This window comes from Erwinia sp. S43 (genome assembly GCF_016624745.1).
GTDB lineage: Bacteria > Pseudomonadota > Gammaproteobacteria > Enterobacterales > Enterobacteriaceae > Erwinia > Erwinia coffeiphila.
The window spans coordinates 1-26,742 of record NZ_JACVTX010000011.1 but is presented as its reverse complement, the minus strand read 5'-3'; the positions used below and the strand labels follow the sequence as shown (position 1 = coordinate 26,742).

Below are 26,742 nucleotides of genomic sequence, written 5' to 3'. Positions count from 1 at the left end.
CAACTCAGTAACTACTGACCTCAGAAAGCAAACGCTTATCCGCATCAGTCAGCTTCAGCTGAGTCGCCTTCGCCAGCTCATCCACCTGCGCAAGCGACGTCGCACTCACGATCGGCGCGGTAATGCTCGGGCGCGCAATCTGCCAGGCCAGCGCCACCTGCGTTGGCGAAGCATGATGCGCCTCGGCCACCTCCACCAGCGCATGCACAATCTTCAAGCCGCGATCGTTCAGATACTTCTCCACCACGCCCTTCCCGCGCGCACTCTTCGCCGCATCTTCCGGCTTAAGGTACTTACCGCTGAGGAAACCGCTGGCCAGCGAATAATAGTTAATCACGCCCAGCCCATGCTCCTCTACCACCGCTTCCAGACCGCTTTCGTAGCCTTCGCGATCGTACAGGTTATATTCCGGCTGCAGCGTCTCATAGCGCGCCAGACCGGCATCCGCACTGATTTTCAGCGCTTCGCTCAAACGGTCGGCGGAGTAGTTTGAGGCACCGATAGCACGCACCTTGCCCTCTTTAATTAATGCATCAAAGGTAGCCAGCGTATCCTGTAATGGCGTATCTTCATCATCGCGGTGCGCCTGATACAGATCGATATAATCGGTTTGCAGACGTTTGAGGGAGGCTTCAACCGCCTGGCGAATGTATTTAGGTGCCAGACCGGTTTTACCGTCGCCCAAATCCATCCCCACCTTGGTGGCCAGAATGATTTTGTCGCGTTTACCGCTCTGCTTCAGCCAGTTACCGATGATGGTTTCTGATTCGCCGCCCTCGTTGCCGGGAACCCAGCGCGAATAAACATCGGCGGTATCAATAAAATTCAGGCCTTTCTCCACCAGTGCATCCAGCAGGGAAAAGGACGTTGATTGATCGGCCGTCCAGCCAAAAACGTTACCCCCAAAGGTCAGTAGCGGAACCTGAATGCCGGAACGACCAAGCTGGCGATGTTCTGAAGTACTCATTTCAATCTCCTGGTAGATGGGTTGCACGGCATCAATCTTAGCAGACTAACTATCTGTCGCTTCGACATTTTCTGTCTAATAATTTGCAGAATGTGAACAGAAGACAATGCAGAACTATACAGTTATCCTTATTTCCTTCATTTTTCGTAAGTTATAATTAGCTAAAATGAAGAGTGGACGCCTTTTCGTCCCATCTGGACATTTCCCCGCTACCGGAGAGCAAGAGAGTTAATGAAAGCACAGCGCCGTTTCCCCATTATCCCACTGGTTGTTATTCTTGCCGCACTGGTTGGTGGCGGCCTGTACTGGTGGCACAGCCATGCTGATGCTCCGGGAGCAAAACCTGACACAGCTGAAAAATCCGCGCATCCTCGTGGCCGTGGCGGGCGCGGCCCCGGTGGGCCAGGCGGTCCTGGCGGTATGGGCGCAGAATTAAGCCCGGTGCAGGCGGCCGTCGCGCAAAGCAAAAGCGTGCCGCAGTATCTCTCCGGCCTCGGAACCGTCACCGCCGCCAACACCGTCACCCTGCGCAGCCGCGTTGACGGCGATTTAGTTGCGCTGCACTTTACCGAAGGGCAGCAGGTGAAAGCCGGACAGCTGCTGGCCGAAATCGATCCCCGCCCGTGGCAGGTTGCGCTGATCCAGGCAGAAGGCCAGCTGGCGAAGGATCAGGCAACGCTGGCAAACGCCCGCCGCGACCTGGCGCGCTATGAAAAGCTGGCGAAAACCAGCCTGGTTTCGCAGCAGGACCTCGACACTCAGAAATCACTGGTTAGCGAAACGCTGGGCACGATTAAAGCCGATGAGGGCAGCGTTGCCAGCGCCAAACTCAACCTCACCTACAGCCGTATCACTTCACCGATCGATGGCCGCGTGGGCCTGAAACAGGTGGATATCGGCAACTACATCACCAGCGGCGATACCAATGGAATTGTGGTGATCACCCAGACGCACCCGATCGACCTGGTGTTCAGCCTGCCGGAAAATGATATCAGCGCCATTCTTAACGCACAGAAACAGGGCGCTGTTCCGGTCGAAGCCTGGGACCGCAGCAATAAAACGCTGCTGACGCAGGGTGCGCTGCTCAGCATGGATAACCAGATCGATACCACTACCGGCACCGTTAAACTGAAAGCCCGCTTCAGCAACGAGGATGACCGGCTGTTCCCTAATCAGTTTGTGAATGCTCGCCTGAAGGTCGCTACCCTACAGGATGCGATTGTGATCCCGGCAGCGGCGCTGCAAATGGGTAACGAGGGCCACTTTGTCTGGGTGGTCAACGCCGACAATAAAGTCAGCAAAAAATCCGTCACCGTGGGCATTCAGGACAGCGAAACCGTGGTGATTAACAGCGGCCTGCAGGCAGGTGAAAAAGTCGTCACCGACGGCATCGATCGCCTGACCGAGGGTGCAAAAGTCGAAATCGTCGCCCCGCAGTCCACACCGTTGACCTCTGGTAAAAGCGCACAGCCAGCCAAGGGAGCCAGCGACTGATGCAGGGAATGCCTTCCACAAGCGGCGGTGGACCATCGCGCCAGTTTATTCTGCGCCCGGTCGCCACCACGCTGCTGATGATTGCGATCCTGCTGGCCGGGATCATCGGTTATCGTTCTCTGCCCGTATCGGCACTGCCGGAAGTGGACTACCCCACGATTCAGGTGGTAACGCTCTACCCCGGTGCCAGCCCGGATGTGATGACCTCCGCCGTCACCGCTCCGCTGGAGCGCCAGTTTGGTCAGATGTCCGGCCTGAAACAGATGTCCTCGCAGAGCGCGGGCGGCGCCTCCGTGGTGACGTTGCAGTTCCAGCTGACGCTGCCGCTGGACGTGGCCGAGCAGGAGGTGCAGGCCGCGATTAACGCCGCCACCAACCTGCTACCCAGCGATCTCCCTAACCCACCGGTTTACAGTAAGGTTAACCCGGCAGATCCGCCAATTATGACCCTCGCCGTCACCACCACCAGCATGCCGATGACCCAGGTCGAGGACATGGTGGAAACCCGTGTGGCGCAGAAGATCTCGCAGGTTTCCGGCGTCGGGCTGGTCACGCTTTCCGGCGGGCAGCGCCCGGCGGTCAGAGTGAAGCTGAACGCACAGGCGCTGGCGTCGCTGGGCATTTCCACTGAAACAGTGCGTACCGCCATCAGCAATGCCAACGTAAACTCGGCGAAGGGCAGCCTGGACGGCCCGGAACGCGCCATTACGCTGTCCGCCAACGACCAGATCAAAACCGCCGAAGGCTATCGCCAGCTGATCGTCACTTACCTTAACGGCGCGCCGGTGCGGCTGGGCGATGTGGCCACCGTTGAACAGGGTGCGGAAAACAGCTGGCTGGGGGCTTGGGCCAACCGCCAGCAGGCGATCGTGCTCAACGTTCAGCGCCAGCCGGGTGCCAATATTATTGATACGGCCGACAACATCCGCCAGATGCTGCCCGCGCTGACCGCCTCACTGCCTAAATCGGTAGACGTCAAGCTGCTGACCGACCGCACGACCAATATCCGCGCGTCGGTTAACGACGTACAGTTTGAGCTGCTGCTGGCGATTGCGCTGGTGGTGATGATTATTTATCTGTTCCTGCGCAACGTTCCCGCCACCATTATTCCGGCCGTGGCGGTGCCGCTGTCGCTGGTCGGCACCTTTGCGGTGATGTATTTCTGCGGCTTTTCGATCAACAACCTGACGCTGATGGCGTTAACCATCGCCACCGGCTTCGTGGTGGATGATGCGATCGTGGTGATCGAGAATATCTCGCGCTACATCGAGAAAGGCGAAAAACCGTTAACCGCCGCGCTGAAAGGTGCCGGAGAAATCGGCTTCACCATCATCTCCCTGACCTTCTCGCTGATTGCGGTACTGATCCCGCTGCTGTTTATGGGCGATATCGTCGGCAGGCTGTTCCGCGAATTCGCCGTGACGCTGGCGGTGGCGATCCTGATATCCGCCGTTGTCTCACTCACCCTGACGCCGATGATGTGCGCGCGCATGCTGAGCGTGGAGTCGCTGCGTAAACAGAATCGCTTCTCGCGCGCCAGCGAGGCGATGTTTGATAAGGTCATTGCCCACTACGGCAGCCTGCTGAGTCGGGTGCTGAATCATCCGTGGATCACCCTCGGTGTCGCGCTAAGCACCCTGGCGATCACCGTGATGCTGTGGCTGGTGATCCCAAAAGGCTTCTTCCCGGTGCAGGATAACGGCATTATCTCCGGCACCGTGCAGGCCTCACAGTCCGTTTCCTACGCCAGCATGGCGCAGCGCCAGCAGGAAGTGGCCTCGGTGATTATGAAAGATCCGGCGGTGCAGAGCCTGACCTCGTTTGTCGGCGTTGACGGCACCAACTCGGCGCTGAACAGCGGCAGGCTGCAAATCAACCTCAAGCCGCTGGATGAGCGCGACGACCGCATCCCGGTGGTGATTGCCCGCCTGCAACAGCAGGTTGCGCAGATCCCCGGCATCAGCCTGTGGCTACAGCCGGTCCAGGATCTGACCATTGATACTCAGGTCAGCCGCACCCAGTATCAGTTCACACTGCAGGCCGGATCGCTCGACTCGCTCAGCCTGTGGGTGCCGAAGCTGCTGGCAAAACTGAACACTATGCCGGAGCTGAAGGACGTCAGCAACGACTGGCAGGACCAGGGGCTGGAAGCCTATATCCGCGTCGATCGCGATACCGCCAGCCGTCTGGGTATTACCATGGCCGACGTGGATAACGCGCTGTATAACGCTTTCGGTCAGCGCCTGATCTCCACCATCTACACTCAGGCAAATCAGTACCGCGTGGTGCTGGAGCACGACACCACCGCCACGCCGGGCCTGGCCGCGCTGCAAAGCGTGCGGCTGAAAAGCACCGACGGCGGCAGCGTGCCGCTGAGCGCCATTGCCAGCGTTGAACAGCGCCACGGCGCGCTGAGCATTAACCACCTTGACCAGTTCCCGTCGGCGACCTTCTCGTTTAACGTCAGCGACGGCTACTCGCTGGAGCAGGCGGTGAATGCCGTCACTCAGGCCGAGAAGTCGATGGAAATGCCGGCGGAAATCATGACCCAGTTCCAGGGCAGCACCCTCGCCTTCCAGGCGGCGCTTTCCAGTACCGTCTGGCTGATTGTGGCGGCGATTGTGGCGATGTACATCGTGCTGGGCATTCTTTATGAGAGCTTTATTCACCCAATTACCATTCTTTCCACGCTGCCCACCGCGGGCGTCGGTGCGCTGCTGGCGCTGTTGATTAGCGGCAGCGAGCTGGACGTGATCGCCATTATCGGCATCATCCTGCTGATTGGTATCGTGAAGAAGAACGCCATCATGATGATCGACTTTGCGCTGGCCGCCGAGCGCGAACAGGGCATGTCGCCGTACGATGCGATTTATCAGGCCTGCCTGCTGCGCTTCCGTCCGATCCTGATGACCACGCTGGCCGCCCTGCTCGGTGCGCTGCCGCTGATGCTGAGTACCGGCGTTGGCGCAGAGCTGCGCCGCCCGCTGGGTACGGCAATGGTCGGCGGGCTGATCGTCAGCCAGGTACTGACGCTGTTCACCACGCCGGTGATCTACCTGCTGTTTGACCGCCTCGCCCACGCTACTCGCCAGCGCTTCGCGCGCCGGGAGGCAGAGTGAAATTTTTCGCCCTGTTTATCCATCGCCCGGTCGCCACTATCCTGATGACCGTGGCGATCCTGCTGGCCGGTATTCTGGGCTTTCGCCTGCTGCCGGTGGCCCCGCTGCCGCAGGTGGATTTCCCGGTGATTATGATCAGCGCCTCGCTGCCGGGTGCCTCACCGGAAACCATGGCCTCGTCCGTGGCGACGCCGCTGGAGCGCGCGCTAGGGCGTATTGCCGGCGTTACCGAGATGTCCTCCAGCAGCTCGCTCGGTTCCACGCGCATTATTCTGGTGTTTGACTACGACCGCGATATTAACGGTGCAGCCCGCGACGTGCAGGGCGCGATCAACGCCGCACAAAGCCTGCTGCCGAGCGGTATGCCCTCTCGGCCAACCTACCGCAAGGCCAACCCGTCCGACGCGCCGATCCTGATCATGACCCTGACCTCGGATACCTATTCGCAGGGCCAGCTGTATGACTATGCCTCCACCCAGCTGGCACAGAAGCTGGCGCAGATTGAGGGCGTAGGCGATGTGTCGGTCGGCGGCAGCTCGCTGCCCGCGGTGCGCGTAGAGCTGAATCCGCAGGCGCTGTTTAACCAGGGGCTGTCTCTGGATGCGGTGCGGGAAACCATCGCCAACGCCAACGTGCGCAAGCCGCAGGGCGCGGTGGAAGATAATCACCACCGCTGGCAGCTGAAAACCAACGACGAGCTGAAAACCGCTGCGGAGTATCAACCGCTGATCGTGCACTACAGCAACGGCGCGGCGGTGCGGCTGAGCGACGTGGCCAACGTCACCGATTCGGTTGAGGACGTGCGCAATGCCGGGATGGCCAACGCCAAACCGGCGATCCTGCTGATGATCCGCAAGTCGCAGGAAGCCAATATTATTGACACCGTCGACCGCATTCGTGCCGAGGTGCCGGAGCTGCGTAAGATTATCCCGGCATCCATTGAGCTGAACGTGGCGCAGGACCGCTCGCCGACAATTCGCGCCTCGCTGCACGAGGTAGAGCAGTCGCTGGCGATTTCCGTCGGGCTGGTGATTCTGGTGGTGTTTGCCTTCCTGCGCTCCGGCCGCGCCACGCTGATCCCGGCGGTGGCGGTGCCGGTTTCGCTAATCGGCACCTTTGCCGCCATGTATCTGTGCGGCTTCAGCCTTAACAACCTGTCGCTGATGGCGCTGACGGTCGCCACCGGCTTTGTGGTCGACGATGCGATAGTGGTGCTGGAGAATATATCCCGCCATGTGGAAGCCGGGATGAAGCCGGTGCAGGCGGCGCTGCAGGGCGTGCGCGAAGTCGGCTTTACCGTGGTGTCGATGAGCATTTCGCTGGTGGCGGTGTTCCTGCCGCTGCTGATGCTCGGCGGGTTGATTGGCAGGCTGTTTACCGAATTTGCGGTGACGCTGTCGGTGGCAATCGGTATCTCGCTGCTGATCTCCATCACCCTGACGCCGATGATGTGCGGGCTGTTGCTGAAGCCGCAGCGCAAACATCAGCAGCCGCGCATTCGCGGCTTCGGCAAGGTGCTGCTGGCCGTGCAGCAGGGGTATGGCCGCTCGCTGCGGGTGGTGCTGAATCATGCCCGCTGGACGCTGCTGGTGTTCTTCGCCACCATCGGCCTGACCATGTACCTTTACGTGTCCATTCCAAAGACCTTTATGCCGGAACAGGATACCGGGCGGCTGATGGGCTTTATTCAGGCCGACCAGAGCATCTCCTTCCAGTCGATCCGCGACAAGCTGCAGGACTTTATGCGCATCGTGCATGACGACCCGGCGGTGGAGAGCGTGGTCGGCTTTACCGGCGGTTTCCGCACCAACAGCGGGTCGATGTTTATCTCGCTGAAACCGCTGTCGGAACGTACTGAGAACGCCCAGCAGGTGATTGCCCGCCTGCGTACCAAGCTGGCGAAAGAGCCGGGTGCCAACCTGTTCCTGATGGCGGTGCAGGATCTGCGCCTGGGCGGGCGCGAGTCCAACGCTGGCTATCAGTATTCCCTGCTGTCGGACAGCCTGGATGACCTGCGCGAGTGGGAGCCGAAAATCCGCCGCGCCTTTGCCGCGCTGCCGGAGCTGGCCGACGTCAACTCGGACCAGGAAGACAAAGGCGCAGAGATGGCGCTGACGTACGACCGCGCGGCGATGTCCAGCCTGGGTATTGACGTGTCCGACGTCAACAACCTGCTGAACAACGCCTTCGGCCAGCGGCAGATCTCCACAATTTACCAGCCGCTGAACCAGTACAAAGTGGTGATGGAGGTCGATCCGCGCTACACCCAGGACATCAGCGCGCTGAACCAGATGTACGTGATTAACAGCGAAGGGAAACCGATCCCGCTGTCTTACTTTGCCAGCTGGAAACCGGCGAACTCGCCGCTGTCGGTGAACCACGAGGGGCTGTCGGCGTCCTCGACCATCTCCTTTAACCTGCCGGAAGGCGTGTCACTCTCGCAGGCCTCGGCGGCGATCGACCGCAGCGTCACCGCGCTGGGCGTGCCGTCCAGCGTGCGCGGCAGCTTTGCCGGTACGGCGGCAGAGTTTGAGAAATCACAGAGCAGTCAGCTGTGGCTGATTATTGCAGCAATCGCCACCGTGTATATCGTGCTGGGCATTCTGTATGAAAGCTACGTTCATCCGCTGACCATTCTCTCCACCCTGCCCTCGGCGGGCGTCGGTGCGCTGCTGGCGCTGGAACTGTTCGGCGCGCCGTTCAGCCTGATCGCGCTGATCGGCATTATGCTGCTGATCGGCATCGTGAAGAAGAACGCCATTATGATGGTGGACTTCGCCATTGAAGCGCAGCGCAAGGGCGGGCTGACGGCGCGTGAAGCCATTGAGCAGGCCAGCCTGCTACGCTTCCGACCGATTATGATGACCACCCTGGCCGCCCTGCTCGGCGCACTGCCGCTGGTGCTGACCAGCGGTGACGGTGCCGAACTGCGCCAGCCGCTGGGGATCACTATCGTCGGCGGCCTGGTTATGAGCCAGCTGTTGACGCTGTACACCACGCCGGTGGTTTATCTGTATATGGATAAACTGCGCCGTAAACCGCGCCCGCAGCCTGTGGTTGAGGAAGCCTGATGTGATCGCCTCACCGCCCTCCTCCGTTCGCTGGCAGCTGTGGATCGTTGCCTTCGGGTTCTTTATGCAGACGCTGGACACCACCATCGTCAACACCGCGCTGCCGTCGATGGCTGCCAGCCTGCATGAAAGCCCGCTGCATATGCATTCGGTGATTGTCTCCTACGTGCTGACGGTGGCAATTATGCTGCCGGTCAGCGGCTGGCTGGCGGACAGGTTTGGCGTGCGCAACGTGTTTTTCAGCGCGATTATCCTGTTCAGCCTCGGTTCGCTGTGCTGTGCCCTTTCTGGCACGCTGGACCAGCTGATAATGGCGCGGGTGGTACAGGGTATCGGCGGGGCGATGATGGTGCCGGTGGGACGCCTGACGGTGATGAAGCTGGTGCCGCGCGACCAGTATATGGCGGCGATGACCTTCGTCACGATACCGGGGCAGATTGGCCCGCTGATGGGGCCCACGCTGGGCGGCGTGCTGGTTGAGTACGCCAGCTGGCACTGGATTTTCCTGATTAATATTCCGGTAGGCATCGTCGGTGCTATTGCTACCCTGCGACTGCTGCCCAACTTCACGCTGGTTACCCGCCGCTTCGACTTCACCGGCTATCTGCTGCTGGCGGTAGGGATGGCAACGCTGACCCTGGCGCTGGACGGCCAGCGCGGGCTGGGCATTTCCCCGCTGCTGCTGTGCCTGTTTATCCTTGCCGGGGTGTTTGCGATGCTGTTTTATCTGCTGCACGCCCGCCATAACGATCTCGCCTTGTTCAGCCTCAAACTGTTTGATAACCGCGTGTTCTCCATCGGGCTGCTCGGCAGCCTCACCGCCCGCATCGGCAGCGGAATGCTGCCGTTTATGACACCGCTGTTCCTGCAGATCGGCATGGGATACAGCCCGCTGCACGCGGGGCTGATGATGATCCCGATGGTACTGGGCAATATGGGCATGAAGCGCATCGTGGTACAGATCGTTAACCGTTTCGGCTATCGCCACGTGCTGGTGGGCTCCACCGTCGCGCTGGCGCTGGTAACGCTGCTTTTCCCGATGGTCGCCCTGCTGGGTTGGGATCTGCTGCTGCCGCTGGTGCTGTTTTTGCAGGGCATGGTCAACGCTATTCGCTTTTCGGCGATGAATACCCTGACGCTGAAAGAGCTGCCGGATGACCTCGCCAGCAGCGGCAACAGCCTGCTGTCGATGGTGCAGCAGCTGTCGATGAGTATCGGCGTGACCGTTGCCGGGCTGCTGCTGGGCACCTTCGGCCACCAGGCGGTGGCGGACAGCCCGCTGGTACATCAGGCATTTATCTGGACTTACCTTTGTATGGCGCTGGTGATCGCCCTGCCCGCGCTGGTGTTCTGGCGCGTACCGGCGGAAATCGCCCCGAATACGGTACTGGCCCGCAGGAGAAAAAAATGATCTTTGCCCGCCTCCGCATCGGCATCACCGCTAAGCTGTTTGCCGCGATCCTGTCAACCTGCATGTTGGTGCTGATCACCATGCACTGGGGCGTGCGCCTGAGCTTCGAACACGGCTTTATCGACTACATTAAGCGCGGCAACGAACAGCGGATCACCATGCTCAGCGACGCGCTGGCCGATCAGTACGAACAGCACGGCAGCTGGACCTTCCTGCGCAATAACAACCGGCTGGTCTTTAATATTCTGCGCTCGCTGGATCAGAACCCGGAATCCAGCAACCAGCTGCCGCCGCACGGCTGGCGTACCCAGTTCTGGGTTATCGATCAGAACTATCGCGTGATGATCGGTCCGCGCGGGCCGGTGCCGCTGGAAGGCACGCGCCGGGCGATTACCACCAGCGATAATAAAGTGGTCGGCTGGGTGGTCGGCTCCCCTTCTGAGCGCCTGACCCGCGTAGCGGATATTAACTTCGATCGGCAGCAAAACCGCACCAGCTGGATGATCGTCGGCCTGACCATGCTGCTGGCCGCGCTGGTGACCTGGCTGATGTCGCGCGGGCTGCTCGCCCCGGTTAAGCGCCTGGTTGAGGGCACGCATCATCTGGCCGCCGGTGATTTTACCAGCCGGGTGGAATCCACCAGCCGCGACGAGCTTGGCCGCCTGGCGCAGGATTTTAACCGCCTGGCCAGCACGCTGGAAAAGAACGAAAGCATGCGGCGTGCGTTTATGGCCGATATTTCCCACGAGCTGCGCACCCCGCTGGCGATCCTGCGCGGTGAGCTGGAGGCGATTCAGGATGGCGTGCGCAAACTGACACCGGAGTCGATTATTTCGCTACAGGGTGAGGTCGCCACCCTGACCAAGCTGGTCGATGATGTCCACCAGCTGTCGCTGTCCGACGAGGGTGCGCTGGCCTATCGCAAGCGCGACACCGATCTGGTGCCGCTGCTGGAAATGGTCGCCGCTAACTTCCGCCATCGCTATGAGCAACAGGGCCTGCGGCTTAACCTGTCGCTGCCGGAGGCCGCGCCGCAGTTTGGCGATCCGGATCGGCTGGGGCAGCTGTTCACCAACCTGATGGAAAACAGCCTGCGCTATACCGACGCCGGCGGCAGCCTGAGCATTTATCTGGAATCCGGCCCCGCCGGAAACCTGCTGCGTTTTGAAGACAGCGCGCCGGGGGTGAATGACGATCAGCTCAAACAGATTTTTGACCGTTTCTATCGCGCCGAGGGGTCACGCAACCGCGCCAGCGGTGGCTCGGGGCTGGGGCTGGCGATCTGCCAGAATATTGTTGCGGCCCACGACGGCACGCTCAGCGCCGCGCATTCTTCCGCCGGGGGGCTGAAAATTACGGTAAGCTTACCCAATAAACCGCACTGATTTATCCGTACTGAGGAAGTGATATGGAGCAGGAAAAACCGGCACCGTTAATTTTAATCGTCGAAGATGAACCCAAGCTTGGCCAGCTGCTGGTGGACTATCTGCAGGCCGCCAACTATCGCACGCACCACCTGCTGCGTGGCGACGAGGCGCTGGAGTGGGCGAAGCAGAATTCACCCGACCTGATGCTGCTGGACCTGATGCTGCCGGGGCTGGATGGCCTGTCGGTATGCCGCGAGCTGCGCCGCTTCTCCGAGCTGCCGGTCATTATGGTCACCGCCAAAACCGAAGAGATCGATCGCCTGCTGGGGCTGGAGATTGGCGCGGACGACTATATCTGCAAGCCGTTCAGCCCGCGGGAAGTGGTGGCACGGGTGAAAACCATTCTGAAGCGCTGCCTGCGGCCAAAAGAAGAGGCGGTGCAAACCTCGCTGCTGTGCATGGATGAAAACCGCTTCCAGGCCAGCTGGGATGATAAACCGCTGGATCTGACCCCCGCCGAGTTCCGCCTGTTGAAAACCCTCGCTCACGAGCCGGGCAAGGTATTTTCCCGCGAACAGCTGCTGAACCAGCTGTACGACGATTATCGCGTGGTGACCGACCGCACCATCGACAGCCATATTAAAAATCTGCGCCGCAAGCTGGAATCGCTGGATGCCAGCCAGCCGTTTATCCGCGCAGTCTACGGCATGGGCTATCGCTGGGAAGCCGATATCTGCCGATTGATTTAGATCAACTAATCTCCCGCTTCCCTGCCTTACAATCCCGCACCGAAATCTGCCCTTAGCGACGCCACGCCGCAAAGGGCAGCCATCCTGGCAATATCTGACCTGACATCAGACTGAGAAAACATGTTAAAACCGGAACTGCTCTCCCCGGCCGGCACGCTGAAAAATATGCGTTACGCCTTCGCGTATGGCGCAGACGCCGTTTACGCCGGTCAGCCGCGCTACAGCCTGCGCGTGCGCAACAACGAATTCAACCACCAGAACCTGGCGATCGGCATCAACGAAGCCCACGCCCAGGGCAAAAAATTTTACGTGGTAGTCAACATCGCACCGCATAACGCCAAGCTGAAAACCTTTATTCGTGATCTTCAGCCGGTGATCGATATGGGGCCAGACGCGCTGATTATGTCCGATCCCGGGCTGATTATGCTGGTGCGCGAGGCCTTCCCGCAGATGGATATTCATCTGTCGGTGCAGGCCAACGCGGTGAACTGGGCGACGGTGAAGTTCTGGCAGCAAATGGGCCTGACGCGGGTGATCCTGTCGCGCGAGCTGTCGCTGGAAGAAATCAGCGAAATACGTGAGAAAGTGCCGGAAATTGAACTGGAAATCTTCGTCCACGGCGCGCTGTGCATGGCCTATTCAGGGCGCTGCCTGCTTTCCGGCTATATCAACAAGCGCGACCCGAACCAGGGAACCTGCACCAACGCCTGCCGCTGGGAATACAACGTGGAAGAAGGCAAAGAGGATGCGATTGGTAACATCGTCCATCGCCAGCAGCCGATCGCAGTACAGAACGTTGAACCGACGCTGGGCGTGGGCCAGCCGACCGACAAGGTGTTTATGATCGAAGAGGCGATGCGCCCCGGCGAATATATGACCGCCTTTGAGGACGAGCACGGCACCTACATTATGAATTCGAAAGATTTGCGTGCGGTGGCGCACGTGGAGCGGCTGACGCAGATGGGCGTGCATTCGCTGAAAATTGAAGGCCGCACCAAGTCGTTTTACTACTGCGCGCGTACGGCACAGGTTTACCGCCGTGCCATCGACGATGCCGCCGCCGGTAAGCCGTTCGACCCCGCCCTGCTGGAGACGCTTGAAGGGCTGGCGCACCGCGGCTATACCGAAGGCTTCCTGCGCCGCCACACGCATGACAGCTATCAGAGCTACGACGCGGGCTATTCGGTTTCCGACCGTCAGCAGTTTGTCGGTGAGTTTACCGGTGAACGTCGTGGCGCGCTGGCGCAGGTGGATGTGAAGAACAAATTCAGCGTTGGCGACAGTCTGGAGCTGATGACCCCCGCGGGCAATATCAACTTCACGCTGACGCAGATGGAGAACGGCAAGGCACAGGCGATTGAGGTGGCACCTGGCAATGGCCATCTGGTGTGGCTGCCGCTGCCTGAGGAGATGGACCTGCAGTATGCGCTGCTGATGCGTAACCTGGCGGGAACCACCACGCGCAATCCGCATGCGGTGGAACTGGCAAAAGAAGTTTCATAAGGTTATCGATCTTAGAATCCGATCACAGTACCGGGGGAGGTTCCCCGTTATTATGCGCTGGCTCCTAACGACAACATTAAACAGCATTCTCTGCACGTCCGGATATCAAGCTGAGTTCCGGGCGGAATGAACCACCTCATTGGCCCGGTCGGCTCCCCCGTCCGGGCTTTTTCTTGTCCTTTTTTCCGAAAATATTCCCTTCTGGTACCCCACAGTTCACCGTCTGTAACAGGATATGCTATATCTTGAAACCATCCGCCATCCACTTCAGGAAAATAAAAAATGGTAAACGATTCAATCACGCTGGCGATTTTGAACGGTAAAAGCGCGGGCAATGAGGATCTGCGCCAGGCGATTGCCACTCTGCGCGAGGAAGGCTACCGCCTGGAGGTACGTGTGACCTGGGAACACGGCGACGGCGAGCGCTACGTGCGTGAAGCGGTGGATCGGAATGCAACCACGGTGATTGCCGCTGGCGGCGACGGCACGATTAATGAGATTGCCACCGCGCTGGCCGGTCTGCCACCTGAACGACGGCCGGTGCTGGGGATTGTGCCGCTGGGTACTGCTAATGATTTCGCCACCAGCGCGGGCATTCCGCTGGAGATGGAGAATGCGCTACGGCTGGCAATTATCGGCAAGGCGACGGCCATTGATTTAGCGCGGGTAAACGGCGATCGCTATTTTATCAATATGGCGACCGGCGGGTTTGGTACGCGCATTACGACGGAAACGCCGGAGAAGCTGAAGTCGGCGCTGGGCGGCGTCTCCTATTTTATTCACGGTTTGATGCGAATGGATACGCTGAAGGCGGACAGTTGCCATCTTCGCGGGCCGGATTTCGACTGGCAGGGTGATGCGCTGGTGATAGGGATTGGTAACGGTCGGCAGGCGGGCGGCGGTCAGCGTCTTTGCCCTCAGGCGCTGATTAATGACGGTAAGCTGGAGTTGACGATTGCCACGTCACAGGAGCTGTTGCCGACGCTGTTGCATACGTTGACCAGTGATGATGAGAATCCGAATTTGATTACGGCGTCGCTGCCGTGGCTGACGATTGATGCGCCGAATGAGATGACGTTTAATCTGGATGGCGAGCCGTTGACGGGGACGAAGTTTAAGATTGAGGTGATGCCGGATGCGTTGGAGTGTCGGTTGCCGCCGTCGTGTGAGCTGCTGGCGTAGTTTTAGATTCGGTGTTTGCAGGGGGCACCGTTCACCAGTGTTGTTTGCAGAATTAGCCACCGTTAGTGAACTGTGCTGTGTTGTTTGCAGAGTCGTCAGTTAGCGCTGGCTGGTTGTGCCCCCGTTCGGCCGTCCTCGCGCCGCTTCGCGGTTCCCTCACTTCGTTCGTCAGCCCGTCGGACCGCCACAGACGAGCTGTCCTGGCCCGACCGTGACTTTCGTCCGCGCCCATGCGGCCGAATCCTGGCTTCCTCTCTGCGTTCAGCGCTGCGGATTGCCCGCCCGGGTTCACAGCCAGCCTGCTTTTTAACTTTCGCGTTGCCTGAAAATACAAAAGTGAGGACCCGCCAGGAATCAGTAGCAGAGGCGGAACCCTAAACACTCATCTCACAGCACCTTATTATTTAAGGCATCCCGATTATCGGCCCCTCAGGATATCCATACTTTGAATTGATTTATGCAGCATCATTCTTAGCAGGCCGACAAGCCTGTTCATCGAAACTAAACGCGATGAAATTGTTGGAGCAGCAGCAGAGGCTGAACCCCAAACACCCATTTCACAGCGCCCTCCCCCCGATCTGTGATCCCCCTCGAAAATCCAATCAATCCAACTTGTATGGTAGTACGTCATTAGCGTAATTTTGCGCCATAGCGAGTCAACAAGGCGAATTGAAATGAAAATTGTTAAAGCGGAAGTGTTTGTCACCTGCCCCGGCAGAAACTTTGTCACGCTGAAGATCACCACCGATCAGGGACTCACCGGCATCGGTGATGCCACGCTCAACGGCCGCGAACTGCCCGTCGCGTCCTACCTGAAAGATCACGTCTGCCCGCAGCTGATCGGCCGCGATGCCCACCAGATCGAAGACATCTGGCAGTTCTTCTACAAAGGGGCCTACTGGCGTCGCGGGCCGGTCACCATGTCCGCGATCTCCGCCGTTGACCAGGCGTTGTGGGATATCAAAGCCAAAGCCGCCAATATGCCGCTTTACCAGCTGCTCGGCGGCGCATCGCGTACCGGAGTGATGGTCTATTGCCATACCACCGGTCACAGCATCGATGAAGTAATGGACGACTACGCCAAACATAAAGAACTGGGTTTCAAAGCCATTCGCGCCCAGTGCGGCGTGCCGGGAATGAAAACCACCTACGGCATGGCCAAGGGCAAAGGCGAAGCCTACGAGCCGGCAACGAAAGGCGCGCGGCCGGAAGAGCAGCTGTGGTCGACCGAAAAATACCTCGACTTCACACCAAAACTGTTCGATGCCATCCGCAACAAATTCGGCTTTGACGAACACCTGCTGCACGACATGCACCACCGCCTGACGCCGATCGAAGCCGCGCGCTTCGGCAAAAGCGTAGAGGACTATCGCCTGTTCTGGATGGAAGACCCGACCCCGGCCGAAAACCAGGAGAGCTTCCGCCTGATCCGCCAGCACACCGTCACGCCGATTGCGGTGGGCGAAGTGTTTAACAGCATCTGGGACTGCAAGCAGCTGATTGAAGAACAGCTGATCGACTATATCCGCACCACCATCACCCATGCGGGCGGCATTACCGGCATGCGCCGCATCGCCGACTTCGCCTCGCTGTATCAGGTGCGTACCGGATCTCACGGACCGAGCGACCTGTCGCCAATCTGCATGGCCGCCGCCCTGCACTTCGATCTGTGGGTGCCAAACTTCGGCGTGCAGGAGTACATGGGCTACTCCGAGCAGATGCTGGAAGTGTTCCCGCATAGCTGGACGTTTGATAACGGCTATATGCATCCGGGCGAAAAACCGGGCCTCGGCATTGAGTTCGACGAAAAGCTGGCGGCGAAATATCCCTATGAACCGGCGTATCTGCCCGTTGCCCGTCTGGAAGACGGCACGCTGTGGAACTGGTAAGGAGAGCATGATGAAAAGCGTGGTCATTGAACGTCCCGGCGATCTTCAGATTCAGGAACGTCCGCTGCCGCTGCCGGAAGCGGGCGAAGTCAGGGTGAAAGTGCAGTACGCCAGCATCTGCGGGTCCGATGTGCATATCTGGCACGGGCATAATCCCTTTGCCCGCTATCCGCGCACCATCGGCCACGAGTTTTTTGGCCTGATTGATGCGGTGGGCGACGGCGTGGAAGGTGCGCGCATTGGCGAGCGCGTAGCGGTCGATCCGGTGGTCAGCTGCGGTCACTGCTATCCCTGCTCCATCGGTCGCCCCAACGTCTGCAAAGAGCTGCAGGTGATCGGCGTGCATCGCGACGGCGGCTTCAGCGAATACGCGCTGGCACCCGCCGCGAATGCCTGGCGGCTGCCGGAAAGCATTCCCGATACGCTGGCGAGCCTGGTCGAGCCGTTTACCATCGCCGCCAACATCACCGCGTTTTTACAGCCGCAGCCCGACGACGTAGCGCTGATCTACGGTGCCGGCCCGATGGGGCTGACCGCGATTCAGGTGCTAAAAGGCGTTTATGGCGTGAAAACGGTGATCGTCGCCGACCGGATAACCGAACGGCTGACTCTGGCGCTGAACAACGGCGCGGATCGCGCGCTGAACAACAGCGAAATCCCGCTGGCAGAACAGCTCGATGGCGTGCAGCCAACGCTGATTATTGATGCCGCCTGCCACCCGTCGATTCTTGCCGAAGCGGCCGCACTGGCCTCACCTGCCGGGCGCATCGGCCTGCTCGGTTTCTCCGGCGAGCCCTGCGCTATCACCCAGCAAAGCCTGACCAGCAAAGAGCTGTCGCTGTTTACCTCCCGACTAAACAGCAACCGCTTCCCGCAGGTGATTGCCTGGATCGAACAGGGGCTGATCGAACCGGAAAAGCTGGTCACCCATACCCTGCCGCTCAGCCAGATCGAACAGGCGATGACCCTGTTTGAGAAGGACCCGCGCAGCTGCTGCAAAGTGATTTTAAAAGTCAGCTAGCAAAACACCGGGGGGTTTGACCCAGCCCTCCGGCCACAATACCTCTACCTACAGCCCCCAACCGCCAGCAGGCCGGGAAGAGGGGAAGGAGTCATGATGATTAAAAACCTGCGCTGGACCATCGTACTGCTGCTGTTCCTGGTTTATATGATCAACTACCTCGATCGCGTGGCGCTGTCGCTGACCGTGCCGATGATCGAGAAAGACCTGATGCTGAATGCCGAAGAGTTTGGCCTGATTTTCGGCAGCTTCTTCTTCGGCTATGCCATTTTTAACTTCGTTGGCGGCCTGGCAACGGACCGCTTCGGGCCAACCATTACCCTCGGCGTGGCGGTCGGCATGTGGTCGCTGTTCTGCGGATTTACCGCACTGGCGACCGGCTTCTGGTCGATGCTAATCCTGCGTATTCTGTTCGGCATGGCGGAGGGCCCGATCTGCGCCTCGGCCAACAAGGCGATTAACGGCTGGTTCCCGAAAAAACAGGCGGCCACCGCGATGGGGCTGCTCAGCGCCGGTTCACCGCTCGGCGGCGCGATTGCCGGCCCGATTATTGGCTATCTGTCCCTGGCTTTCGGCTGGCGCCCGGCGTTCGCCATTATCTGCTCAATCGGCATTGTCTGGATGGTGGTGTGGTTCTTTATTGCCGCCGATAACCCGCTGAAGAGCAAGCTGATTAGCGAACGCGAGCGCGCCCTGATCGCCCAGATGAAAGACGAGCAGCTGAGCGCCGAGGAAGAACTGTCCCAGTCGCAGCACGGCCTGGGCCACTATCTGCGCCAGCCGATTATTCTGGTCACCGCCTTCGCCTTCTTCTGCTACAACTATATTCTGTTCTTCTTCCTCAGCTGGTTCCCGGCCTATCTGGTGCAGTCGCACGGGCTGGATATCAAGGCGATGAGCATCACCACCATGATCCCGTGGATTGTGGGCTTCGTGGGGCTGGCGCTGGGCGGGATTATCTCCGACAAGATTTTCCGCATGACCGGCAAACTGCTGCTGTCGCGAAAAATTGTGCTGGTGGTGTGCCTGTTCGCCGCCGCAATCTGCGTGGCCTTCGCGGGAACGGTGAAAGACGTGGTGCCTGCGGTTGGACTGATGTCGGTGTCTATCTTCTTCCTGTATATCACCGGGGCGATCTACTGGGCGATTATTCAGGACGTGGTGCATAAAAGCCGCGTCGGCAGCATCAGTGGCTTTATCCACCTGATCGGCAGCATCTCCGGGATTATCGGGCCGATTGCGACCGGCTACATCGTGCAGCATACCGGTAAGTTCGACAGCGCTTTTATCCTCGCCGGTGGCATCGCCGCGCTGGGTGCCCTGCTGGTGCTGGTGGTGGTGCGTCCGCCGAAAAAATACAGTAAGACTGTTTCAGTTTAAATGGTTGTGCGGGGCGCTCCCCCGCACCTTCAATTAAGGATAATTTATGTTGTCTGTGGAGAACCTTCCAGCAAGCGTGCAGAAACCCGCTTACGACCGTAGTGCATTACGAACGCGAATGGTGCATATCGGCTTCGGTGCCTTCCACCGTGCACATCAGGCGGTGTGCAGCGACAGGCTGGCTGCCGAGCAGTGCAGCGACTGGGGTTACTGCGAAATCAATCTGAACAACGGCGAGGCGATTCATGCGCTGCGCCAGCAGCAGCTGTGCTACAGCGTGGCGGAAATGGCCGATGACCGCCTGGATTTGCGGATTATTGGCGTGGTCACCCAGGCTCTGCACGGGCAGTCGGACGGCGTGGAGGCGTTGATTGACGCGCTAAGCCAGCCGGAGGTGGCGATTGTATCGATGACAGTAACCGAAAAAGGTTACTGCCACCATCCGGCCAGCGGCGAGCTGAATCTGCAACACCCGGCGATCGTTCACGACCTCGCGAATCCCGATGTTCCGCAGTCGCTGCCGGGGATTATTCTGGCCGCCATCCGCCGCCGCCGCGAACGGGGTCTGCCACCGTTTAGCGTGATGTCCTGCGACAATATGCCGGAGAATGGCCACGTCACTCGCCGGGTGATTAGCCAGCTGGCGCGTCAGCAGGAGCCGGAACTGGCGGAGTGGATCGCCGATAGCCTCACCTTCCCTTCTACCATGGTGGACCGCATTGTTCCGGCAATGACCGATGAAACGCACCGTGCCCTACGCGAACAGCTGGGCTGCGACGATCCGGCGGGCGTGGTGTGTGAGCCGTTTTTCCAGTGGGTGATCGAGGATAATTTCGTCAGCGGACGCCCGCGCTGGGAGCTGGCGGGGGCCGAACTGGTGGAAGACGTACTGCCGTTCGAAGAGATGAAACTGCGCATGCTTAACGGCAGCCACTCGTTCCTCGCCTATCTGGGTAATCTGGCAGGCTACGAGCATATCAGCGACTGCATGGATGATGAGCTGTTTCTGCTGGCCGCACGCCGCCTGATGCTGTCTGAGCAGGCGGTAACCCTGCGCACCCGCGGCGTGGACCTGGAAGCCTACGCAGACTCGCTGATTGCCCGCTATCGCAACCGCGCCATCAAACATCGCACCGCGCAGATTGCCAATGACGGCACGCAAAAGCTGCCGCAGCGCTGGCTGGACAGCATTCGCTGGCATTTACAGCACGGTAGTGATTTCGATTTGCTTGCGCTGGGCGTGGCGGGCTGGATGCGCTACGTTGGCGGCGTCAGCGAGCAGGGGGAAGCGATTAGCATCAACGATCCGCTGCGCGTTGAGCTGGCCCAACGCGTGGCCGGGAGCCGGGAAGGCAGCGAACGCGTCGCCGCGCTGCTGGCGCTGAGCAGCGTATTCGGCCACGATCTGCCCGCCAGCACCGCGTTTGTCGCCAGGGTGAATCATTTCTACTGCCTGCTGCTGGATCAGGGGGCAAAAAAGACCGTTCATCAGCTGGTCAAGCCGGACTACTGACCGCATTTGCACCGCCCGCATGCCGGGGCCGATAAAGCCCTGGCGCTCCGCCATCTTGCTGATTAGACTGAACGCTTTGCTACCATGCGCAGACGGGTTGAGATGACCTGCCGCTAAAGGGACGTTGCCGAATGTCGACTGTATATACCATTACCGCCAGCGAACCGGTAAATCAGCAGATTTACCGCTATCTGCGCCATGAAATTGTCACCTGTGCCATTCCTCCCGGCTGCCTGTTGTCCGAAAAAGACGTCTCCAGCCGCTTTAACGTCTCTCGCCAGCCGGTGCGGGAAGCCTTTATCAAACTGGCCGAAGCCGGGCTGGTACAGGTACTGCCGCAGCGCGGCACCTTCGTGCGCAAGATCTCCGCGCAGCGGGTGGCAGACGGGCGCTTTATCCGCGAAGCCGTGGAAGTGGCCGTGGTGCGCAGAGCGGCGCAGGAAGCCAGTGCAACCGGGCTTGCCGCGCTGGAGCATAACCTGCAGCTGCAAAAGCTGGCGGCGGAGCGCCACGACAGCCAGGCCTTTCTGGTACTGGATGATGAGTTCCACCGCCTGATTGCCGAAAGCATTGACTGCAGGCTGGCGTGGGAAACGGTAGAAAACATCAAGGCCACCATGGATCGGGTGCGTTTTCTGACCCTCAGCAAGGTCTCGCCGCCGGAGAGTTTGATAGAGCAGCACTGGAAAATCTATCAGGCGCTGGTGGCGAAAGACGCTAATGCTGCAGAAAGCGCCATGCGCACTCATCTGCAGGAGATGATCTTCTCTATAACTCCGATAGCAGAACAGAATAGCGAATGGTTCGAAGCTGTATAAAACAGCGCTTCGGGGCGAAAAATGCGCCCCGCCCCTCTTTTTTCGCTATTCATGAGGCGTACAGACAAGAATTGACGGTGTAAGACATTTGCGGCTGTACACTGAGCCTTTATAGTAGATCTACATCACAAGATCGGCGTAATTAGCGACCCCTGATATTTCATTAATATCAGCACCTGCTGATTTTCTTCCAACGTCATCACTATTCGTTATCGATATTTAGTGTTTCATAATAAATAACAGCAATCATTGCAGTTAACCAACTTAAATAAGGCTGTACTTTATGAGTTATATCATATTAAATAAATGTGATTATTTCAGCCATGGATTAAAAAGCGTTATCAATGAAGCAGGCGGTAAAAAAAAGGATATTCATCTGCTGGATAATCTTCCTAACTGCGCACGACTATTACAGCAAGGCTCCACGCAAATAGCGTTTATTTGCGAATCCGTTTACAACACGGAAAACGACAGGGAAGAGATAAAAAAACTGATTGCAATGAATCCGGAAACCCTGTTTATTATCTTTATGCGGGTGGTTCATTCATCATTTGAAGATTACATTTACATCAAGCCGAACGTGGTGATTATGGCGCAGAATGTGTCAATCAGCACCGTAAAAAACCTGGTTTCAAACAACAGGTTAAAGCAGGCCGCTCAACCTGTCGGACTCTACCCGGCTGATGAAACACCGCTGTCGTTCAGCAAGCGCGAGTCTGAAATACTTAATCTCTGGATGAAAGAAAGAAGCTCGGTAGAGATTTCTGAACATATTAACATCAAGCTGAAGACCGTACTTTCTCATAAAAACAATCTGAAGAAGAAAAGTAAATCAAAGCGGACTAAAGTGCTGTTCCAGATAATCAATCTGGCCAAAAGCCTGACTCACGTACCGCATTTGAGTTAGTTGTTTGTTGGTGGGAAAATTGCGCCAACACCAGGGTGTTTTATATAGCAAGTGGCAGGATATGACAGGCGGATATTTTATGTCCACCTGTCATATTATTAAGCTATGGTGACTTTTTTATCGAGATATACATCCTGAACGGAATTAATAAGCGCCACGCCGTCTTTCATTGATTTCTTGAATGCTTTACGGCCAAGAATCAACCCCATTCCTCCGGCACGCTTATTAATCACGGCAGTACGTACGGATTCCGCAATATCGGTATCCCCCGCTGCTGCACCGCCGGAGTTAATCAATCCTGCTCGTCCCATATAGCAGTTAGCCAGCTGATAACGCACCAGATCGATGGGGTTATCGGTGGTCAGCTTGCTGTAAACCCGCTCATCGGTATGACCGAAGTTCACCGCTTTGTAGCCGCCGTTATTTTCCGCCATTTTCTGCTTAACGATATCGGCACCGATGGTCGCCGCCAGATGGTTTGCCTGACCGGTGAGATCCGCACTGGCATGATAATCCACACCGTCTTTTTTGAAATCGTTGTTGCGCAGATAGGCCCACAGCACCGTGACCAGCCCCAGTTCATGCGCGCGCTCAAACGCTACCGAGATCTCTTCGATCTGACGGCGCGACTGCTCGGAACCGAAATAGATGGTTGCCCCCACGGCAACGGCCCCCAGGTTAAAAGCCTGCTCAACGCTGGCATACAGGGTTTGATCGTACTGGGTAGGATAACTGAGGGTTTCGTTATGGTTCAGCTTGACCATAAACGGAATGCGGTGCGCATAGCGGCGGGAAACGGAAGCCAGCACGCCATAGGTGGAGGCGACACAGTTACAGCCCGCTTCAATCGCCAGCTCGACGATATTCTTCGGGTCGAAGTACAGCGGGTTTGCGGCAAAAGAGGCGCCGGCGGAGTGCTCAACGCCCTGGTCAACCGGCAGGATAGAGAGGTAACCTGTCCCGGCTAAACGACCGGTGTTATACAGGGTTTGCATATTGCGTAAGACCGCCGGGGGACGGTTATTATCAACCATCACCCGGTCTACGTAATCCGATCCCGGAAGATAGAGGCTGTCTGCTGGAATAGTCATGCAGCGATGTTGCAAAAGAGAATCTGCTTCTTTGCCCAATAACTGTACGATGTCCGTCATGATAACTCCTGTCAAAGGTAGGGAGGGCCACGACCCGCCAACGGTCAAATGGCCCGCTGTTCAGAAATGCGACTGATTTCTGACCTCAACAGGGTGAACCTAAACCTTTAACCAGGCAAATTGCTGACTGGATTTTTCAGACTAATGCGCACAAAAGCGCGTTTGCCCCTGCATTCATTACCACCATTGGTGGAAGTGATGCACCGGACCAATCCCCTGCCCGACTTCCAGCGAATCCGCCTGCTCCAGCGCACCCTGCAGCCAGGTCTTCGCCGCCTGCACGGTTGCTACCCAGTTATCGTGGCGCGGGCGCAGCGCGGCCAGTGCCGCAGAGAGCGTGCAGCCGGTGCCGTGGGTGTGGCGGGTATTCACGCGCGGCGCGGTAAAACGCTGCTCCAGCTCGCGGGTGAACAACCAGTCCGGGCTTTCCGACTCGCTGAGGTGGCCACCCTTCATCAGCACCGCCTGGCAGCCCATCGCCAGCAGTTCCCTGCCCTGCTCGCGCATCTCCTGTTCGTTGCTCGCCATCGGGCAGTCCAACAACGCGGCGGCCTCCGGCAGATTCGGCGTGATAATCGACACCTGAGGCAGCAGGCGTTCGCGTAGCGTAGCAACCGCCCGTTGAGAGAGCAGCGGATCGCCGCTTTTTGCCAGCATCACCGTATCCAGCACAACCCACGGAGTGGTGGCTGCCGGCAAACGCTCGGCCACCACTTCCACAATGTCGGATTCCGCCAGCATACCGATTTTGATCGCATCGATGCGTACATCCGACAGCACTGAATCCAGCTGCGCGCCAACAAAATCTGGCTCAATACGATAAACCGACTGCACGCCCCGGGTATTCTGCGCAACCAGCGCGGTGATCACGCTGGTGCCGTAAGCGCCCAGCGCCGAGAACGCTTTCAGATCCGCCTGGATACCCGCTCCGCCGCTGGGATCGGTACCGGCAATCGTCAGTGCATTAATCCGCTTCATGCCAGTTCCTCCGGGGTCAACAGATAGAGCGCATCAAGGAAGGCAGGGATAAAACTCCCCGGTCCTGATGCGATCGCGGCGGCACGCTCGCCGGCCAGTGATACCACGCGGCAGGCGCTGGCTACGTGGATCAGGCGATCGCCGGGCAGCGAGGCAAAACCCGCCACCACCGCCGACAGCGCACAGCCTGTACCGACCACGCGCGTCATTAACGGTGAACCGCCGCTGACACTGAGAGTGCGCTGACCGTCAGTAACAAAGTCCACTTCTCCGGTGACCGCTACAACCGCCCCGCTTTGCAAAGCGAGCTTCTGTGCGGCCTGGATCGCGGCATCGGACTGATGCCGGGAGTCGACGCCGCGCCCTGAAACGGCTTCCTGCGCCAGCGCCATAATCTCTGAGGCATTACCGCGGATGGCGGCAGGTTGATGATTCAGCAGCTGATGGCAGAATTCGGTACGGAAGGCTAACGCCCCGACCGCCACCGGGTCCAGTGACCAGCTGCGCCCTGCACGGTTTGCTGACTCCACCGCCGCCATCATTGCCGCACTGCGCGAGCGGGTGAGCGTGCCGACATTGACCAGCAGCGCGCTGGCTACCGCACTAAACTGCGCAGCCTCTTCGGCATCAATCACCATCGCCGGGGATGCACCCAGCGCCAGCAGAACGTTGGCCGTAAAGGTCTGTACTACATCATTGGTCATGCAGTGAATAAGGGGGGATTGCTGGCGGAACAGCGCCAGAGAGTGCGCCACATCGTGGTGGCTGAGGGGAATGGGTTGGCTCATCTATACTCCCAACCGGCGATCAAGAAGGCGATGCCGGTTGGAGGCATCTGACTTCCCTCCGCTGGCATTATCCAGTTCAGGTTATGCGGGTTTTTCTCAGCCTTGTCCTGGGAAAACAGGATGGGCACCCCGAGTCATTTACAAATTATAATAACCAGAAGTTATTAACATCAACAGTAAAGTATCATTAATAATCTATCAATTTTGATTTGTAATTTTAGTTTGAATTAGTAGCGATTGAAATGTTATTTTTTTTGGCTGTAGAAAATTTGGTTCGTTGAAGGAATCTCTTCTCAAGAAGATTCCACGAAATGTATGATGCAATTAGAGTCAAGATAATTGTGAGTAACAAACCTAAAAAAGCATTAAAAGTATATACACCGAGAAAAATTAGGAGTTGAATTATCGGCCAATGGTACAAATAAATCCCATATGAAATGTCACCGATAAACTTAACGCTAACCTCTTTCATAAAGCTTGTGCAAAGAAACAACACGAAAGAGGAATAAGCGATTGGCTCGATTAAAAACAGAATATCACCCTTTAGTTTAAAATAAAAAAAGACGACTAAAGAGAAAAGTGAAATTATTTTAATTTTATCGAAAGCTTTTTTATAAACAACCAGAAAAGTACCAAAAAAGAAATATGACGACAATGAGACGAACTGCTTCGCTAAAGTCTCGGCCTTTGGGCCGTTATAAATACTTGTAAAATAAAAAAACCAAAAGCATGAAATAGAATAAATGAGAAAATAAGCCAATATTGGCTTTCTAGTCATTAAGGGTATGACACAAGGCAACAAAATATATAACATTACCTCAGCTTTTATAGTCCACAATGAACCATCCATAGGCTGAATAGGATTCAAAGTAAAAACACCAGGAAGAGATGGTTGCAAAAAATTTAAAAACGTTAAGTTTGCGACGAGATACTTGAATGTGGTTGTATGAAAAACAAACTCTGTGAATTTTAAATTTGTAGTCAAAACACCTAACATTAAACAGAAAAAATAACAAAAATATATGCTGGAAGAATTCTACTGGCGCGTTTCGATACATAATCTTTTAACGATTTACTACGAATGTAACTTTTTGTAATCAAAAAACCACTTATCGCAAAGAAACCTTTGACTGCAAAATCACTACTTAAATAATGAGAAAGAAATCGCAGGCTTTCATTTCTTGTAACCTCAGATGAATGGACCAAAAGCACTATAAAGGCTAATGCAAGCCTAATTATGTCGAAGTTATTTTTTTTGCTCATGTTTAGTCTTAGTAATTGAGTGTATTAAACTGCTGCACATCAGTCAAACTTCTTAAAATGAAGAGAAACATTACATACAACACCTCCAAATTCATGGTTTAACCCACTAACAAGATTGATTTAGTTAGTTAGTTAGTTAGTTAGTTAGTTAGTTAGTTAGTTAGTTAGTTA

At 57.3% G+C, this 26,742-nt stretch carries 20 protein-coding genes and 1 riboswitch; of the genes, 14 read left to right on the top strand and 6 right to left on the bottom strand.

Features of this window, described 5'->3' with window-relative positions:
- Positions 1-4: 4 nt before the first annotated feature.
- Complete coding sequence (locus tag IBT47_RS14595; protein ID WP_200561009.1) at positions 5-967, bottom strand: aldo/keto reductase; 963 nt, start codon at positions 965-967, stop codon at positions 5-7.
- Positions 968-1,198: 231 nt separating this feature from the next.
- Here IBT47_RS14595 and IBT47_RS14590 point away from each other — a divergent pair, with 231 nt between their 5' ends.
- The 14 genes from IBT47_RS14590 to IBT47_RS14525 all read left to right on the top strand — a co-directional run bounded on the left by IBT47_RS14590 (position 1,199) and on the right by IBT47_RS14525 (position 22,391).
- On the top strand, positions 1,199-2,461 hold the full coding sequence (locus IBT47_RS14590; protein WP_200561007.1) for an MdtA/MuxA family multidrug efflux RND transporter periplasmic adaptor subunit: 1,263 nt from the start codon (positions 1,199-1,201) through the stop codon (positions 2,459-2,461).
- Entirely contained in the window at positions 2,461-5,580 is a 3,120-nt protein-coding gene (locus IBT47_RS14585) for an MdtB/MuxB family multidrug efflux RND transporter permease subunit (protein WP_200561005.1), read from the top strand. The genes IBT47_RS14590 and IBT47_RS14585 overlap by 1 nt, the downstream gene beginning before the upstream one ends.
- Complete coding sequence (mdtC, locus tag IBT47_RS14580; RefSeq protein ID WP_200561003.1) at positions 5,577-8,651, top strand: multidrug efflux RND transporter permease subunit MdtC; 3,075 nt, start codon at positions 5,577-5,579, stop codon at positions 8,649-8,651. Before IBT47_RS14585 ends, mdtC begins: the two co-directional genes overlap by 4 nt.
- Before the next feature lie 4 nt (positions 8,652-8,655).
- Positions 8,656-10,062, top strand: coding sequence for a multidrug transporter subunit MdtD (gene mdtD, locus IBT47_RS14575; RefSeq protein WP_200561178.1), 1,407 nt, complete (start codon positions 8,656-8,658; stop codon positions 10,060-10,062).
- On the top strand, positions 10,062-11,447 hold the full coding sequence (gene baeS, locus IBT47_RS14570; protein WP_200561176.1) for a two-component system sensor histidine kinase BaeS: 1,386 nt from the start codon (positions 10,062-10,064) through the stop codon (positions 11,445-11,447). The genes mdtD and baeS overlap by 1 nt, the downstream gene beginning before the upstream one ends.
- A gap of 23 nt (positions 11,448-11,470) precedes the next feature.
- On the top strand, positions 11,471-12,178 hold the full coding sequence (gene baeR, locus IBT47_RS14565) for a two-component system response regulator BaeR (RefSeq protein ID WP_105591395.1): 708 nt from the start codon (positions 11,471-11,473) through the stop codon (positions 12,176-12,178).
- 120 nt (positions 12,179-12,298) lie between these two features.
- The gene (yegQ, locus tag IBT47_RS14560) at positions 12,299-13,681 is read left to right on the top strand and encodes a tRNA 5-hydroxyuridine modification protein YegQ (RefSeq protein ID WP_200561001.1); all 1,383 of its coding nucleotides are present in this window, start codon (positions 12,299-12,301) and stop codon (positions 13,679-13,681) included.
- 282 nt (positions 13,682-13,963) lie between these two features.
- Positions 13,964-14,863 carry a lipid kinase YegS gene (yegS, locus tag IBT47_RS14555; protein WP_200560999.1) on the top strand — a complete coding sequence of 300 codons (900 nt, stop codon included), beginning with the start codon at positions 13,964-13,966 and terminating at the stop codon, positions 14,861-14,863.
- A 674-nt stretch (positions 14,864-15,537) separates the two neighbouring features.
- Positions 15,538-16,752 (top strand): D-mannonate dehydratase ManD, encoded by a 1,215-nt coding sequence (manD, locus tag IBT47_RS14550; RefSeq protein ID WP_105591391.1) that lies wholly within the window; start codon positions 15,538-15,540, stop codon positions 16,750-16,752.
- A gap of 10 nt (positions 16,753-16,762) precedes the next feature.
- The gene (locus IBT47_RS14545) at positions 16,763-17,773 is read left to right on the top strand and encodes a Zn-dependent oxidoreductase (RefSeq protein WP_200561174.1); all 1,011 of its coding nucleotides are present in this window, start codon (positions 16,763-16,765) and stop codon (positions 17,771-17,773) included.
- A 96-nt stretch (positions 17,774-17,869) separates the two neighbouring features.
- Positions 17,870-19,153 carry an MFS transporter gene (locus tag IBT47_RS14540; RefSeq protein ID WP_200561172.1) on the top strand — a complete coding sequence of 428 codons (1,284 nt, stop codon included), beginning with the start codon at positions 17,870-17,872 and terminating at the stop codon, positions 19,151-19,153.
- Between the two features lie 46 nt (positions 19,154-19,199).
- Entirely contained in the window at positions 19,200-20,666 is a 1,467-nt protein-coding gene (locus IBT47_RS14535; protein ID WP_200560997.1) for a mannitol dehydrogenase family protein, read from the top strand.
- Positions 20,667-20,797: 131 nt separating this feature from the next.
- Positions 20,798-21,484: a GntR family transcriptional regulator gene (locus tag IBT47_RS14530; RefSeq protein WP_200560995.1), complete on the top strand. Its 687-nt coding sequence runs from the start codon at positions 20,798-20,800 to the stop codon at positions 21,482-21,484.
- 283 nt (positions 21,485-21,767) lie between these two features.
- Complete coding sequence (locus tag IBT47_RS14525; RefSeq protein WP_200560993.1) at positions 21,768-22,391, top strand: LuxR C-terminal-related transcriptional regulator; 624 nt, start codon at positions 21,768-21,770, stop codon at positions 22,389-22,391.
- 98 nt (positions 22,392-22,489) lie between these two features.
- Here IBT47_RS14525 and fbaB read toward each other — a convergent pair whose 3' ends face one another.
- From fbaB to IBT47_RS27245, 5 genes are all read right to left on the bottom strand, one after another.
- The gene (gene fbaB, locus IBT47_RS14520; RefSeq protein WP_105591385.1) at positions 22,490-23,542 is read right to left on the bottom strand and encodes a class I fructose-bisphosphate aldolase; all 1,053 of its coding nucleotides are present in this window, start codon (positions 23,540-23,542) and stop codon (positions 22,490-22,492) included.
- A gap of 177 nt (positions 23,543-23,719) precedes the next feature.
- Positions 23,720-24,520 (bottom strand): bifunctional hydroxymethylpyrimidine kinase/phosphomethylpyrimidine kinase, encoded by an 801-nt coding sequence (gene thiD, locus IBT47_RS14515; RefSeq protein WP_200560991.1) that lies wholly within the window; start codon positions 24,518-24,520, stop codon positions 23,720-23,722.
- The gene (gene thiM, locus IBT47_RS14510) at positions 24,517-25,308 is read right to left on the bottom strand and encodes a hydroxyethylthiazole kinase (protein ID WP_200560989.1); all 792 of its coding nucleotides are present in this window, start codon (positions 25,306-25,308) and stop codon (positions 24,517-24,519) included. The genes thiD and thiM overlap by 4 nt, the downstream gene beginning before the upstream one ends.
- A 36-nt stretch (positions 25,309-25,344) precedes the next feature.
- Positions 25,345-25,450: riboswitch (TPP riboswitch) on the bottom strand.
- A 75-nt stretch (positions 25,451-25,525) separates the two neighbouring features.
- Positions 25,526-26,305 (bottom strand): acyltransferase, encoded by a 780-nt coding sequence (locus IBT47_RS27250; RefSeq protein ID WP_255569908.1) that lies wholly within the window; start codon positions 26,303-26,305, stop codon positions 25,526-25,528.
- Positions 26,305-26,571, bottom strand: a complete 267-nt coding sequence (locus IBT47_RS27245) for an acyltransferase (protein ID WP_255569907.1) — start codon at positions 26,569-26,571, stop codon at positions 26,305-26,307. Before IBT47_RS27245 ends, IBT47_RS27250 begins: the two co-directional genes overlap by 1 nt.
- Positions 26,572-26,742 lie beyond the last annotated feature (171 nt).